This window comes from Pseudomonas sp. LBUM1679 (assembly GCF_059695565.1).
This window is the reverse complement of sequence record NZ_CP166774.1, coordinates 793,106-807,707: the sequence shown is the minus strand read 5'-3', so window position 1 is coordinate 807,707 and position 14,602 is coordinate 793,106. Positions and strand designations below refer to the sequence as shown.

The following is a 14,602-nucleotide window of genomic DNA, read 5'->3' as shown; positions in this document are numbered from 1 at the left end:
CTCAACTCTCATTTACTGTATTTGCCGCCACATGATGCGACGACTGTCACCGCCGCCGCCCTTTTCCGTCAGCCGGGTCACCGTTGCACTGGAATCGCCCACGATCTTGGCGGTGCCGCCGTTGACGATGGCGTTCAACACCGGCATCCCGCCGGTGAAAATCACCCCGCTGGAAATCGTGTCGCTGCTGTCGACCAGGTTATCGCCATTGGTATCGAGCACCGCGTAGTTGAACATTTTACCGCTGAATGCATCCAGTTCGATCAGTTTGCCGGTGCCGAAACTGGCACAAGGGTCCGTGGTGTCGACGCTGGCGGTGGTAAAGACGATTCGTCCCAGAATCAAAGCCGCCTGGTTGATCACCCGCTCCCCGTTCAACACGCTGTTGTAGACCAGTGGCAGGTACCAGCCCTTCTCGGCCGGATAAGTCACCTCGTTCTGGCTGGTGGTTATGAACTGCCCCGAGCTTGCGGAAAACACGCCCGTCACCGCTTGGGCCTGCAAACTGGAGGTGGTGATTTGCCCGGTGCCACCGTTCGCGTCCCACACCGCATAGAACGCCTGGAGATCCTTGTTGGTCTTGTCGGCTGTCTCGTTGAATTTTCCGGTGCCGAAAAATACCACCTTGCCACCCAGGGTATTGTCCGCCAGCAGCGGTTGCGCAGTGATCGGCTGAGTGGCGCCGCCAGCGGTGGTAAACAACGGCTTGCCGGCAAACGCCACGCCCCAGGTGTCTGTGGTAGCTCCGCTCAGGTCAAACTTCCACAAACGCCCTTTCAGGTCACCGCCGTAGGCGGCCTGCACCACATTCTGCGAATTGACCTTGAGCTTCACCGAGGACAGGCCATTGGTGGTTTCGGTGCTGTCGATGACGATCTTCTTGATCAGCGACCCATCACGAATGTCCACCACGTACAACGCCGCCACCCCTGAACTGCTGCCATAGCCGTTGGAGATGAACGCCGCCCAACGCCCATCGGCCAGGCGTGCCACTTCCGGACGGGCGTAGGCATACCCCAGGTCATTGAACACGTTCGCGGTATTGGCCGTGGCCGGTGCACTGATTTCCCATAATGCCTTGGTCACGTTGCCGGCCGAAGCGTCGTACAGCTGCACGGCGTAAAACGTCTTGCCGCCTGCGCCGGTACCGCCCAGTGCGAGGGTTTTCCAGGCACTGTTGAGCTGGGCATCGAACACCCCGAGCTGACCATCGACCAGAAACTCGTGACCGACTCCGTTGAGGTAGGCGGTGTCGGCGATAGTGCGCAGCGATGGCAGCACACTCGACGGCATGTAGGCATAACGCCGGGTGCCGTTGGCCGGGTTGATGACGCTCACAAAGCCGTCATTGGCGTTGACCACCAGACTGGCGGTCATGTTCGCGGCTTTGGTGGCGAGGTAGGTGCTGTAACTGGTATCGCCCACCAGATCGGCGGCGGTCTTGTCCGAAGGCGACGCCAGGACCAAGGGTGAATTGATAATGTCGCCGAGTAATACGCTGCGCACTTTCAACCCGGTTTTGTTGATGCCCTTGCTCCACTCCACCAGATCGCTTCCGGTAATGCTGGTAGGCAAACCCTGACTGAGGATCGTCTGCTGCGCCGGCGAGAAGCTGGCATATGCCAGGGTCACGGGCGCATTGGTCAGGGTGTTCCACGACTGATAGGTCGGCGCCGTGGCCCCGGGCACGATGGCCGTGTCGGTCGTCCAGAGTACCGAGGCGGTATTGACTTCGCCGTTGGAGCTGAAGCCATAGGACTTGATCGTGCCGCGCCAGTCCTTGGGGTCATAGCTGGTCTGGTAATAGGAGGCGCCGACCCCGACGATCGAGCTGCTGGTGATGCCGCTGCCTCCGGAACCGGCCTTGGACGTGATGTCGCTCAAGGCCGACGACAATGCGGTATTAAGGCCGGCACTGTCGGTCGCCTGGTAGTACTTGCCCTGCCCGTACCTGGCGGCGTCCGACAACATCTGGTTGGCTGCGGTGAAACCCACGGTGTAGGTGTTCATGTTCTGCTTGGGGAAGTCTTCCGCGTTCCAGTTTTTGCCCGCGGCGTCGGTACCGATGGAGCGCATGTCGATGTCAAAGGCGAATTTGGCGATGTCGTCCAGGTACAGGGTATCGCCCTCTGCATCACCGAAAAGGTTGTCGCCATCGTTGGTGCTGATGCCGTCCCAGTTCGGCAAACGGCTGCCGCCGAGCGGGTCATTGGTGGGGAAGGTCCGGTCGAAGGTGGGCAGGCCATCGGTGATCACCACGCCGTAGTTTTTCTGGCAGCGATACTGGATCGGGCTGGTGTAGGTGGTCGGTGTCGAGTTGTAGTACGGCGCCATGCCGCGCATGTACCGGGTTATCTCGTAATAGGATTCCGCCAATGGGGTATTGGCAATGGCACTCAAGCCACTGATCGAGGCGATCAGGGCGCTGTAGTTGGTGTTGGCCTGGGCCTGGGTGACGCTGCCGCTGACGGGAGCCAGGTCACTGACCGGACGGGCAATAAAACCGCCGGGGCCGGAGTTGCTGCTGGTGGGCGGGTTAAACGTCGCCAGGCCGATACGCAGCGCGCGATTGCTGCTGACCAGGTTTGTCGACACATCCTGTGCCACGCTGATCCGGTAATCATTGGGGATCGCGCCGGTGCCACTGGTGAAATCCCTGTTAGAACCATTGGCCAGGCCCACCAGATAAGACAAGTAGTCGGCGGTGTAGCGGGTATTTTCGTTGCCCACCGGGTCGGGCAGCTTCAGGCATATGGATGACAGTCCCAAAAAGCCGCGATAAAAACCGTACCAATTACCGCTGGTTGAGCACCCTCCCCGGTTGAGGCTCGACAAGAGGATGTTGGTGTTGCTCATGTCCAGATTCTGGCCGCTGGAGCATGAGGTGTTGGAACTGCAATTGGCGATCTGCGCGCGGTTGACCGCTGGATCGAACCCTGGCGCCCAAATGATGTTGTTCATGCTCCCCGAGTCATCGATCAGCAGCATCACGTTTGGTGGGACGGCGGCGGCACTCAACAGCGGTGAGTCCGAAGGCGTGAATGCATAGGCCGGTGCTGACAAGTAAAGCCCCGACAGCACGCCACACATCAATTGCCACAATCCGGCGCGCCGCTCAGTATTTCGCATAGATACTCTCCACCACACTGCGCGAATTACCGGCGATGCCCACTGCGGTCACCCGGTACAGCTTCACTGTGTCATCCGTCGGCAGTTTCACCGCCCCCCGGGTAGTGCCGAGGTACTGCACGCCGTAAAAGCCGTTACCGGAGGCGATCCAGGTCACACCCGAGGAGGAGTAGAACCCGGCGGCAGTGATCAGCGACGACTCCCCCGGCGGTGCGCACTGAGGAACAGTGGTGCAAACCGGCAGTGAATACGTCTCCAGCTGCACGGCACTTTCGCCCACGCGTAGCGCGGCTTCGGCGGCCTGGAACGATTGATTGCGCAAGGTAACGCTGCCGGCCATCTTTTCCTGAAGAGTGGCATTCTGCATCGATGAAATGCCAATCAATGTCAGCAGCAGCAGAAACACCAGGCTGACCAACAGCGCCATGCCGCGCTGGGAGTGAGGGGTCACGGGAGAAAAATTCATCGTCCCTCCCCTCATGGCAACCGGTTGCGCAAAGCGGCAACCACGTTGAAGGTTTGATCACGCACCCGAGCGTTCGGGTCTCTGAGGGTCAACGCCAGGCGTACGCTGCGAATCAAGCTCGTATCGGACGGGTTGCTGCTGTAACTCAAGCCTCCGGTCGAACCCTCGATGCCGAAGCTCACATTGAAGGCACTGACGTTGTCGACCAGCACCGCCTGAGTCGGTGTACCACTGCCGACGCCCATGGTCAGCTGGTTATTCTTGAGGCTGTAGATCAGCCGCCGGATTGGAAATGCCATCTGCCCCTCACCAGGGGCTCGTACACCCGTGTAAGCGAATCCGGTCTCGATGCCGGTGCCGGCGGCTGGCCCACACCTGGATACCACCGTCCAGGTTGGCGTCCCTCCACTGCGCACGACATCGGCCGTCACCAGGGTCAATTTCTGGTTTGCATTGTCCCAACTGATCGGAGTGATCTGACTGGTGTTGAAGTCGCCCGCCGAACTGGCGTCGGTGATCGTTCCCAGGCAACCGAACATGCCGACCATGCGAATTTCCTGAATCATCTTGCTCAACACGAATCGTGCGTCTTCCTGCATGTTGGCCGCGGCGTTCTGGCTGAGATACGTGTTCTTGGCGGCGATAAACACCTGGGCGACGCCCAGCACCACGATCAGGCTCAACGCCAGGGCGATCAACAATTCGATCAGGCCGAAACCTTTGCTGGCTTTATTCATGGCGTCGACACCGGGTCGACGGTGGCTCGACTGCTCAGCACATAGCTGCGCCGCGAGTTGGCAGTATTGGCCGCTCGTGAGTCGTCCCAGGTGATGGTGATGGTGTATACCCGCTGATTGCGCGTGACGCTGCCTGTCGCGGTGGTGCCGAGGGCGTTGACGATGTTGGAGGTGAAGTCGTACAAGTCCTGATCCCGGGCGACGCCGAGGTTGCCCGAGGTTGGTGGCGTGACGGTGTAATCAGCACCGGAGTTGGCGCGAATGCGGTCCATCAGGTCGTAGGCGATAAAACTGGCCTGGCTGGTCATCCGCGCGCTGTCCGTGTATTTCAGCGCGTTGAGCTGAATCGCCGCCGCCCCCAACAGGCCAACGCTCAGAATCAGCAACGCCACCAGGACCTCGATCAGCGTCATGCCTTCCTGTGCACGCTTGCTCCATCCCCTCATCCGCAACTTCCACCCAATAGAATTCGTCCATTCAAACACACATTCAGCGTCCTGCTTTGCGCCCCCAATACGTAGCTGATCACCGCCGACGCAGAGGGCGCCGCCAACCCGCCCAGATTGTTGAAATCGATCGCGGTCACGCCTGAGGTTAGCGTCAGACTCGCGCCGCTGCTCATTGCCGGAACAACCCGCAATACAATGGGCGGATTGACACTAGCGTCGTAAACAGCCAGCTCACCGGTCCAGACTTTGCCTGTTTCTGTCGGACGAAGCCGGGTGGTAATGCCCCGGTCGATGGCTTCCAGTCTCGCGAAATTCAGAGCGCGTTGCAGATCACCCATTTCGGTATCGGCCTTGGTACTTTGCACCGAACGGGTAAACGCCGGAACGGCCATCGTGATCAGGATCAGAAAAACCGCGAGCGCGACCAGCAACTCGATCAGCGTGAAACCTTTTGTACGATGATCCATCGTTGCCCTCCGTAGCCTTCGGCTATACCTGCTTCTACACGCTAGAACATTCGACCGGCAGATGTTCGGTTGATTTGCCATTACTTGCGCAAGGATCGCGCGGGGTACCACTCCAGGGAGGGAGTTGTCATGCGTCAGCAAGGTTTCAGCCTGATCGAACTGCTCATGGGACTGACGATTACGGGGATTGTTCTGTCATTGGTCAGTCCGGCTTTAGCGGCACTCACCGAGGCGAACCATCGCGAGGAAGCGGCGAACTCGCTGGTCGCTGGCCTGCGCAGCGCCAGGAGCGAAGCGATCACGCGCAGCCAGACCGTCATGATTCACGCCATCGACGGCGACTGGAGCCAAGGCTGGCGGATCATTGTGGATGTTAATGGCAAGGGATACGAGGACAGCAGCAATCCGTTGCTGGTCGAACGCCGGAGTGGCACCCGGGTGCCGATTTTCGGCAATCAATATGTCAGGACGTCCATACGCTTCAGCAATCTGGGCGAACCGCTGCACAATGGCTTTCAAGCAGGCACATTGCATGTTTGCGCGGTCCGCGAGCCGGTTAGCCAACACCAGGTGGTGCTGGCCTCGAACGGTCGTGTCAGCCTGCGCAGTCAAAAAACCGGGCAGGCATTGTGCGCGGGAGGAACAGACTCAGAGCAAAGAGCGGACGCGTAATTCTTTAGGCATGGAGAACGTGATGTTCTCCTCGCGACCCGCCAGTTCATCGGCTCCGGTAGCGCCCCACGCCTGCAACTGCTGGATCACGCCACGCACCAGGACTTCCGGTGCGGAAGCGCCAGCGGTGATGCCGATGCGCTCGACACCTTCGAACCAGCTCTTCTGCAGATCTTCGGCGCCGTCGATCAGGTAAGCCGGAGTCGCCATGCGTTCGGCAAGCTCACGCAGGCGATTGGAGTTGGAGCTGTTCGGGCTGCCGACCACCAACACCACGTCGCATTCGTCGGCCAGTTGCTTGACCGCGTCTTGACGGTTTTGCGTGGCGTAGCAGATGTCGTCCTTGCGCGGACCGCCGATCGCCGGGAAGCGCGCGCGCAGGGCATCGATGACGCGACTGGTGTCATCCATGGACAGCGTGGTCTGGGTCACGAACGCCAGTTTGTCGGGATTGGTCACTTGCAACGCAGCGACGTCTTTTTCGTCTTCGACCAGGTAGATCGCGCCACCATTGCTACCATCGTATTGGCCCATGGTGCCTTCGACTTCCGGGTGACCGGCGTGGCCGATAAGGATGCATTCACGGCCGTCGCGGCTGTAGCGCGCGACCTCGATATGCACCTTGGTCACCAGCGGGCAGGTCGCGTCGAATACCTTCAGGCCGCGGCCGGCCGCTTCGGTACGTACAGCCTGGGAAACACCGTGGGCACTGAAGATCACGATGACGTCGTCCGGCACCTGATCCAGTTCTTCAACGAAAATCGCGCCGCGAGCACGCAGGTCTTCGACGACGAATTTGTTGTGGACCACTTCGTGACGCACATAGATCGGCGGCCCGAAGACTTCCAGGGCGCGGTTGACGATTTCGATCGCGCGGTCCACACCGGCGCAGAAGCCACGGGGGTTGGCGAGTTTGATTTGCATGCTGTGCCTCGTGTCTTGCCCTGTGTAGGAGCGAGCTTGCTCGCGAAAAACGATCAGACGACTCGTTTCTCCAGGATGTTCGCGTCATCGTTGACGCCCATCGCGAGCAAGCTCGCTCCTACAGGACACCGCGTAGATTCAGAAAGAACGTATGTTATCGAGCCGGTTAGGTCAGTTACAGCGATTTGACGTCGATGATCTCGACGTCAAAGGTCAATGTCTTGCCAGCCAACGGATGGTTGAAGTCGATGGTCACCTGCTCGTCATCGAATTCCTTTACCACGCCCGGCAACTCAGTATTGGCCGCATCGTTGAAGATCACCAGCAAACCCGACGACAGTTCCATGTCCTTGAACTGCGAGCGCGGGATGATCTGTACGTTTTGCGGATTCGGCTGGCCAAAAGCGTTTTCCGGCGCAATCGTCAGCGTACGCTTGTCACCCGCCTTGAAGCCGAACAGCGCCGCTTCGAAACCTGGCAACAGGTTACCGTCGCCGACCTTGAAGGTCGCCGGGGCTTTGTCGAAGGTGCTGTCGACCGTGTCGCCATTGTCCAGGCGCAATGCAAAGTGCAAGGTGACTTCCGTGTTCTGGCGGATGCGTTGCTCAGCCAATACCTGTTCAGTCATGAACGGCTTCTCCGGTTTTCTTGGTTTTGAACATATCCAGCGCCAGCATCACGGCACCGACAGTAATTGCACTGTCGGCAAAGTTGAACGCAGGGAAATACCAGCGGTTCTGCCAATGCACCAGGATGAAATCGATCACATGGCCATAGGCAATGCGGTCATACAGATTGCCCAGCGCGCCACCCAATACCAGAGCCAGGGCGACAGCCAACCAGGTTTCATTGCGCCCAAGACGCTTGAGCCAGACGACCAGCACCACACTGACCACGACCGCGATTAATGCGAACAGCCAGCGCTGCCAGCCGGAGCTGTCGGCCAGGAAGCTGAACGCCGCACCGGTGTTGTAGGCCAGTGTCCAGCTGAACAGATCGGGGATCACCACGATCTGCTGGAACATTTCGAGCCTGCCTTCGAAGTAGATCTTGCTGGCCTGGTCAATGACCAGGACCAGCAAACTCAACCAGAGCCAGCTCAGCCGTCCGAAACGGCCAACGCCATTAGGCATAGTGACGAACCTCGCCGGCGCCGCTGATATTGTCGACGCAACGACCGCAGATTTCCGGATGTTCCGGGTTCACGCCGACGTCTTCACGGCAGTGCCAGCAACGGGCGCACTTGGCGTGGCTCGACTTGACCACTTGCAGCTTCAAACCGGTGACTTCGGTGACCACGGCATCGGCTGGAGCTTGCACGAAGGGTGCAACAGTCGCCGTCGAGGTGATCAGCACGAAGCGCAGCTCGTTGCTCAGCTTGGCCAGGTCGGCGCTCAGCGCGTCTTCGGCGAACAGCGTCACTTCGGCTTGCAGGTTGCCACCGACGGCCTTGGCCGCACGCTGGATTTCCATTTCCTTGTTGACCGCGACCTTCACCGCCATGATCCGCTCCCAGTAGGCGCGGTCCAGCTCGATGCCTTCCGGCAGCTCGCTCAGGCCTTCGTACCAGGTGTTGAGCATCACGGACTCGTTGCGCTCGCCCGGCAGGTATTGCCACAGTTCATCAGCGGTGAACGCGAGGATCGGCGCGATCCAGCGCACCAGCGCCTCGGAGATGTGATACAGCGCGGTTTGCGCCGAACGGCGGGCCTTGCTGTTGGCGCCAGTGGTGTACTGACGGTCCTTGATGATGTCCAGATAGAAACCGCCCAGCTCCTGCACGCAGAAGTTGTGGATCTTGGAGTAGACGTTCCAGAAGCGGTATTCGCCGTAGTGCTCTTGCAACTCGCGTTGCAGCAGCAGCGTGCGGTCCACGGCCCAACGGTCCAGGGCCAGCATTTCTTCGGCCGGCAGGATGTCGGTGGCCGGGTTGAAGCCGGTCAGGTTCGAGAGCAGGAAGCGCGCGGTGTTACGGATACGCCGGTAGGCGTCCGCACTGCGTTGCAGAATCTGCTCGGAAACCGCCATTTCACCCGAGTAATCGGTGGAAGCCACCCACAGACGCATGATGTCGGCGCCCAGGGTGTCGTTGACCTTTTGCGGCGCGATCACGTTGCCCAAAGACTTGGACATCTTGCGGCCAGACTCGTCGACGGTGAAGCCGTGGGTCAACAGTTCGCGGTACGGCGCGTGGTTGTCGATGGCGCAACCGGTCAGCAGCGACGAGTGGAACCAGCCGCGGTGTTGATCGGAACCTTCCAGGTACAGGTCGGCGCGTGGACCGGTCTCGTGGCCCATCGGGTGCGAACCGCGCAGGACATGCCAGTGCGTGGTGCCCGAATCGAACCAGACGTCCAGGGTGTCGCTGATCTTGTCGTACTGCGGCGCTTCCTCACCGAGCAGCTCGGCGGCGTCCATCTTGAACCAGGCTTCGATGCCTTCGACTTCGACGCGCTTGGCGACTTCTTCCATCAGTTCGGCGGTGCGTGGGTGCAGTTCGCCGCTTTCCTTGTTCAGGAAAAACGGGATCGGCACGCCCCAGTTGCGCTGACGGGAGATGCACCAGTCCGGACGATTGGCAATCATCGAGTGCAGGCGCGCCTGGCCCCAGGTCGGGACGAACTTGGTGTCTTCGATGGCTTTGATCGCCCGCTTGCGCAGGGTTTCGCCGGTGGCCGGTTCTTTGTCCATGCCGATGAACCACTGCGCGGTGGCGCGGTAGATCAGCGGGGTCTTGTGACGCCAGCAGTGCATGTAGCTGTGTTCGATGACGGTGGTGTGCAGCAGTGCGCCGACTTCAGTCAGCTTGTCGACGATGGCCGGGTTGGCTTTCCAGATGAACTGGCCGCCGAAGAACTCCAGCGACGGTACGTAAACGCCGTTGCTCTGTACCGGATTGATGATGTCATCGTTGACCATGCCGTACTTCTTGCAGGTCACGAAGTCGTCCACGCCGTAAGCCGGCGAGGAGTGAACCACGCCAGTGCCTGCGCCCAGTTCAACGTAGTCGGCCAGGTAAACCGGCGACAGGCGATCGTAGAACGGGTGACGGAAGTTGATCAGTTCCAGTTCTTTACCGGTGGTGGTCGCGATGACCGAACCTTCCAGGCTGTAACGGGCCAGGCACGACTCGACCAGCTCTTCCGCCAGGACCAGCAGTTTGTCGCCGACGTCGACCAGGGCGTAGTTGAATTCCGGATGGACGTTCAACGCCTGGTTGGCCGGGATGGTCCACGGGGTGGTGGTCCAGATCACGATCGAAGCGGGTTTGCCCAGCGACGGCAGACCGAAAGCGGCAGCCAGTTTGGCTTCATCGGCAATCGGGAAGGCCACGTCGATGGTCGAAGACTTCTTGTTCTCGTACTCGACTTCCGCTTCAGCCAGGGCCGAACCGCAGTCGAAGCACCAGTTCACAGGCTTGAGGCCCTTGAACACGAAACCGCCCTTGACGATTTCGGCCAAGGCGCGGATTTCACCGGCCTCGTTTTTGAAATCCATGGTCTTGTACGGGTTGGCAAAGTCGCCCAACACGCCCAGACGGATGAATTCGGACTTCTGGCCTTCGATCTGCTCTGTCGCGTAGGCACGGCACAGTTCGCGGGTTTTGTCCGCGCCCAGGTTTTTACCGTGGGTCACTTCGACTTTGTGCTCGATCGGCAGACCGTGGCAGTCCCAGCCCGGAACATAAGGCGCGTCGAAACCCGACAGGGTTTTCGAGCGGATGATCATGTCCTTGAGAATCTTGTTCAGTGCATGACCGATGTGAATCGTGCCGTTGGCGTACGGAGGACCGTCGTGCAGGACGAACTTCGGACGATCCTTGCCAATCTCGCGCAACTTACCGTACAGGCCAATGCTGTCCCAGCGCTGCAGAATCTGCGGTTCGCGCTGAGGCAGGCCGGCCTTCATAGGGAAGGCGGTGTCCGGAAGGTTTAGCGTGGCTTTATAGTCGGTCATTTAAGGCTCTTCATTAGCGATTGGCGCTAGGTGCGACAGGGCACGGGCGGCGGCAACATCCGCATTGATCGCCGTCTTAAGCGCCTCCAGAGAGGCGAAACGCTGCTCTTCACGCAGCTTGTGGTGGAAAACCACCGTCAAACGCCGGTCATACAGATCGCCGGCAAAATCTAAAAGATGCACTTCGAGATGGGCTTTGCCATCCCCCTGGACCGTTGGCCGCACGCCGATATTGGCGACGCCTGGCCAGGTCTTGCCGTCGATGTCGACATTGACCAGGTAAACCCCGGTCAACGGCACGCGACGACGCTTGAGTTGTATGTTGGCCGTGGGCGTACCCAACTGGCGGGCCAGCTTCTGGCCGTGCAAGACCCGTCCGGCAATCCGGAACGGGCGACCGAGCAACTGTTCGGCCAAGGCAAAATCGGCAGCGGCCAGGGCATTGCGGACCTGGGTGCTGCTGACGCGTATGCCGTCCAGCTCGACCGTCTGCGCGGCTTCGACGGTAAAGCCTTGCAGGACGCCGGCCTGCTGCAGGAAAACAAAATCCCCTACCCGGTCACAGCCGAACCGGAAGTCATCACCGACCTCCAGATGCTGCACACCGAGACCGTCCACCAGGATGGTATCGACGAATTCGCTGGCGCTGAGTTTGCTCAGACGCTGGTTGAACGCCAGGCACAACACCCGGTCGACACCTTCGACTGCCAGCAGCTGCAATTTGTCTCGCAGGCGGGCCAGACGGGCGGGAGCCGTATCCGGGGCGAAGAATTCTCGCGGCTGCGGCTCGAAAATCACCACGCAGCTGGGCACGCCCAACTCGAGCGCTCGCTCACGCAGCCTCGCCAGGATTGCCTGGTGACCACGGTGAACACCGTCAAAGTTGCCAATAGTGGCGACACAGCCCCGATGCTGGGGGCGCAGGTTGTGGAGGCCTCGAACCAGCTGCATAACGCGCTTCTTGCTCATAAAGTGGTCGATTATAACCACACACGGCGGCCGACGACAGGCAACACCGTAACCCAAAGTAATCGAACCGACAAAACCGCCGGCCCGCCCATGTTTATCGAGGTCGCAACCTCAGCTCAGCGCCTTGCGATTAAAGTCGCGCAAACGGAAGCCCATCAACAGCAACATGCCGAAATACGCCACCACGCCAGCCGCCACCAGCGCGCCCAGACGCAGGAATCGTTCGAGCATGTGCCCCTGATCCCAGGCCGGCATGAAATGCATCGCACCCAGCAAGACCGCGGACATCACCAGCACCGCGATCACCAGTTTAACCCCGAACTTCGCCCAGCCGGGCTGCGGCTGGTACATCTGCTGCTTGCGCAGTTGATAGAACAACAGGCCGGCATTGAGGCAGGCACCGGCGCTGATGGCCAAGGCCAGGCCAGCATGGGCCAGCGGTCCGATCAGCACCAGGTTGAACAGCTGAGTAACGATCAAAGTGAAAATCGCGATTTTTACCGGGGTGCGGATGTTCTGTTGCGCATAAAAGCCCGGCGCCAACACCTTGATGACAATAATCCCCAGCAGACCGACCGAATAGGCGACCAGTGCACGCTGCGTCATGGCCGCATCAAATGCACTGAACTGCCCGTACTGGAACAGTGAAACCGTCAGCGGCTCCGCCAGAATCCCCAGCGCCAGCGAGCACGGCAACACCAGTATGAAGCACAGGCGCAGGCCCCAGTCGAGGATTCGCGAATATTCGTGGCGATCCTTGCTGGCGTAGGACTTGGCCAGGGTCGGCAGCAAGATCGTGCCCAAAGCCACGCCCAGCACACCGGACGGCAATTCCATCAAGCGGTCGGCGTAATACATCCAGGACACGGAACCGGCGACCAGAAAGGAGGCGAAGATGGTGTTGATGATCAGCGAAATCTGGCTCACCGAAACACCGAGAATCGCCGGTGCCATCTGCTTCAACACCCGCCAGACCCCGCTGTCGCGCAGGTTCAGGCGCGGCAGCACCAGCATGCCGATCTTTTTCAGGTGCGGCAATTGATAGAGCAACTGCGCCAGGCCACCGACCAGTACCGCCCAACCCAGGGCCATGACCGGCGGATCGAAGTACGGCGTCAGGAACACCGCAAAGATGATCATGCTGACGTTGAGCAGCGTTGGCACAAAGGCCGGCACCGAGAAGCGGTTATACGTATTGAGGATCGCACCGGCCAATGAAGACAGGGAGATCAGCAATATATAGGGAAAAGTCACCCGCAGCAGACTCACGGTCAGCTCGAACTTTTCCGGGGTATCGGTGAAACCCGGCGCAGTCGCCCAGATGACCCACGGCGCAGCAATCATCCCCAGCACGGTCACCAGCGCCAGCACCAGCGTCAGCAGGCCGCAGACATAGGCAATAAAGGTTCGCGTCGCCTCCTCGCCCTTCTGGTTTTTGTATTCGGCCAGAATCGGCACGAAGGCTTGGGAAAAAGCCCCCTCGGCGAAGATTCGCCGCAGCAGGTTGGGCAGTTTGAAGGCGATGAAGAAGGCATCAGTCGCCATCCCCGCGCCAAATGCACGCGCGATAAGCGTGTCACGAACGAACCCCAAAACCCGGGAAACCATGGTGATAGAGCTGACAGCGGCCAACGATTTGAGCAGATTCATTGAAAGAGTTTGTGCCTGTCGATAAACAGCAGGCGAACAAAGCGCCCACTTATGCGATACTCCGCGCCGCAGCAGCACAGAGCCAAAGCTCGCGAGTTTACAGGTCAAGCGCCGGAAATAAATATCCCGCCTCTTTATACCTACCACTTAGCGGAACGTCTCAACCGCCCTTGACAAGACATCAACTCATCGGCATGATTCGCGGCCTATTTTGTTTGCTATTTCCTAAAAAGTCTTTCGAGGAGCTCGACGGTGGCCAACACACCTTCCGCCAAAAAACGTGCAAAACAGGCTGAGAAGCGTCGCAGCCACAACGCCAGCCTGCGTTCCATGGTTCGTACCTACATCAAGAATGTAGTTAAGGCCATTGACGCAAAAGACGCTGAAAAAGCCCAAGCTGCTTACGTTCTGGCCGTGCCAGTTATCGACCGTATGGCCGATAAAGGCATCATCCACAAGAACAAGGCCGCTCGCCATAAGAGCCGCCTGAACGGTCACGTCAAGGCTCTGAACCTTGCTGTTGCCGCATAAGCGACAAGCTTGTTAAAAAACCGACCTCAGGGTCGGTTTTTTATTGCCTGCGATTTACCAGGCACACCGCAAAAAAATGTGGGAGCGGTCTTGCTCGCGAAGGCGGTGTGTCAGGCGACATTTATGCCAACTGACACTCCCTCTTCGCGAGCAAGCCCGCTCCCACATTTCGATTTGCGTCAGCTTATTGAACGTGCGCCCATGGCAGGATAGGAATGGCTGTCACCGCATTCTGCGGACTGCCTTCAATCAAACGATCGCTGTACACCAGATACACCAGCGTATTGCGCTTCTTGTCGAGGAAGCGCACCACCTGCATGGTCTTGAACACCAGCGAAGTACGCTCCTTGAACACCTCGTCACCATCCTTCAGTTCACCCCTGAAACTGATCGGCCCGACCTGACGACAAGCGATGGACGCCTCGGCGCGATCTTCAGCCAGCCCCAGACCGCCCTTCACACCACCCGTCTTGGCGCGCGACAGGTAGCAGGTCACGCCCTCCACCTTCGGGTCGTCAAATGCCTCGACGACGATACGATCGTTCGGGCCGACGAACTTGAACACCGTCGACACCTGACCGATCTCCTCGGCCGAGGCCAGCAGCGGCATCGCCAACAGCAGACCCAACCATCCTTTTGCCACGCGCATTC

14 protein-coding genes are annotated in these 14,602 nt (G+C 59.5%); 2 read left to right on the top strand and 12 right to left on the bottom strand.

Features of this window, described 5'->3' with window-relative positions; genetic code table 11:
- Positions 1 to 12 precede the first annotated feature (12 nt).
- The 5 genes from ACA062_RS03620 to ACA062_RS03600 are packed head-to-tail and all read right to left on the bottom strand — an operon-like array spanning position 13 to position 5,248.
- Positions 13 to 3,129 (bottom strand): pilus assembly protein, encoded by a 3,117-nt coding sequence (locus ACA062_RS03620; protein ID WP_497455251.1) that lies wholly within the window; start codon positions 3,127 to 3,129, stop codon positions 13 to 15.
- Positions 3,116 to 3,595 (bottom strand): pilus assembly PilX family protein, encoded by a 480-nt coding sequence (locus tag ACA062_RS03615; protein ID WP_497455250.1) that lies wholly within the window; start codon positions 3,593 to 3,595, stop codon positions 3,116 to 3,118. The genes ACA062_RS03620 and ACA062_RS03615 overlap by 14 nt, the downstream gene beginning before the upstream one ends.
- A gap of 11 nt (positions 3,596 to 3,606) precedes the next feature.
- Positions 3,607 to 4,332: a PilW family protein gene (locus ACA062_RS03610; protein ID WP_497455249.1), complete on the bottom strand. Its 726-nt coding sequence runs from the start codon at positions 4,330 to 4,332 to the stop codon at positions 3,607 to 3,609.
- Entirely contained in the window at positions 4,329 to 4,778 is a 450-nt protein-coding gene (gene pilV, locus ACA062_RS03605; protein WP_497455248.1) for a type IV pilus modification protein PilV, read from the bottom strand. Before pilV ends, ACA062_RS03610 begins: the two co-directional genes overlap by 4 nt.
- On the bottom strand, positions 4,775 to 5,248 hold the full coding sequence (locus ACA062_RS03600; protein ID WP_497455247.1) for a GspH/FimT family pseudopilin: 474 nt from the start codon (positions 5,246 to 5,248) through the stop codon (positions 4,775 to 4,777). The genes pilV and ACA062_RS03600 overlap by 4 nt, the downstream gene beginning before the upstream one ends.
- A 129-nt stretch (positions 5,249 to 5,377) precedes the next feature.
- Between ACA062_RS03600 and ACA062_RS03595 the strand changes: the two genes are divergently transcribed.
- The gene (locus ACA062_RS03595) at positions 5,378 to 5,920 is read left to right on the top strand and encodes a GspH/FimT family pseudopilin (protein WP_497455246.1); all 543 of its coding nucleotides are present in this window, start codon (positions 5,378 to 5,380) and stop codon (positions 5,918 to 5,920) included.
- On the opposite strand, the gene ispH is transcribed toward ACA062_RS03595, so the two are convergent.
- The 6 genes from ispH to murJ form a co-directional block, all read right to left on the bottom strand.
- The gene (ispH, locus tag ACA062_RS03590) at positions 5,897 to 6,844 is read right to left on the bottom strand and encodes a 4-hydroxy-3-methylbut-2-enyl diphosphate reductase (RefSeq protein ID WP_497455245.1); all 948 of its coding nucleotides are present in this window, start codon (positions 6,842 to 6,844) and stop codon (positions 5,897 to 5,899) included. The two genes, ACA062_RS03595 and ispH, sit on opposite strands and share 24 nt — an antisense overlap.
- 175 nt (positions 6,845 to 7,019) lie before the next feature.
- Positions 7,020 to 7,457 carry an FKBP-type peptidyl-prolyl cis-trans isomerase gene (fkpB, locus tag ACA062_RS03585; RefSeq protein ID WP_178084739.1) on the bottom strand — a complete coding sequence of 146 codons (438 nt, stop codon included), beginning with the start codon at positions 7,455 to 7,457 and terminating at the stop codon, positions 7,020 to 7,022.
- Between the two features lie 7 nt (positions 7,458 to 7,464).
- Complete coding sequence (lspA, locus tag ACA062_RS03580; protein WP_497455244.1) at positions 7,465 to 7,977, bottom strand: signal peptidase II; 513 nt, start codon at positions 7,975 to 7,977, stop codon at positions 7,465 to 7,467.
- Positions 7,970 to 10,801, bottom strand: a complete 2,832-nt coding sequence (gene ileS, locus ACA062_RS03575) for an isoleucine--tRNA ligase (RefSeq protein WP_497455243.1) — start codon at positions 10,799 to 10,801, stop codon at positions 7,970 to 7,972. The genes lspA and ileS overlap by 8 nt, the downstream gene beginning before the upstream one ends.
- The gene (ribF, locus tag ACA062_RS03570) at positions 10,802 to 11,752 is read right to left on the bottom strand and encodes a bifunctional riboflavin kinase/FAD synthetase (RefSeq protein ID WP_497455242.1); all 951 of its coding nucleotides are present in this window, start codon (positions 11,750 to 11,752) and stop codon (positions 10,802 to 10,804) included. It lies immediately after the preceding gene.
- A 129-nt stretch (positions 11,753 to 11,881) separates the two neighbouring features.
- Entirely contained in the window at positions 11,882 to 13,420 is a 1,539-nt protein-coding gene (murJ, locus tag ACA062_RS03565; protein WP_497455241.1) for a murein biosynthesis integral membrane protein MurJ, read from the bottom strand.
- Positions 13,421 to 13,672: 252 nt separating this feature from the next.
- Between murJ and rpsT the strand changes: the two genes are divergently transcribed.
- Positions 13,673 to 13,951, top strand: a complete 279-nt coding sequence (gene rpsT / locus ACA062_RS03560; protein WP_008154937.1) for a 30S ribosomal protein S20 — start codon at positions 13,673 to 13,675, stop codon at positions 13,949 to 13,951.
- A gap of 184 nt (positions 13,952 to 14,135) precedes the next feature.
- On the opposite strand, the gene ACA062_RS03555 is transcribed toward rpsT, so the two are convergent.
- The gene (locus ACA062_RS03555; protein WP_150764908.1) at positions 14,136 to 14,600 is read right to left on the bottom strand and encodes a CreA family protein; all 465 of its coding nucleotides are present in this window, start codon (positions 14,598 to 14,600) and stop codon (positions 14,136 to 14,138) included.
- Positions 14,601 to 14,602: the final 2 nt, after the last annotated feature.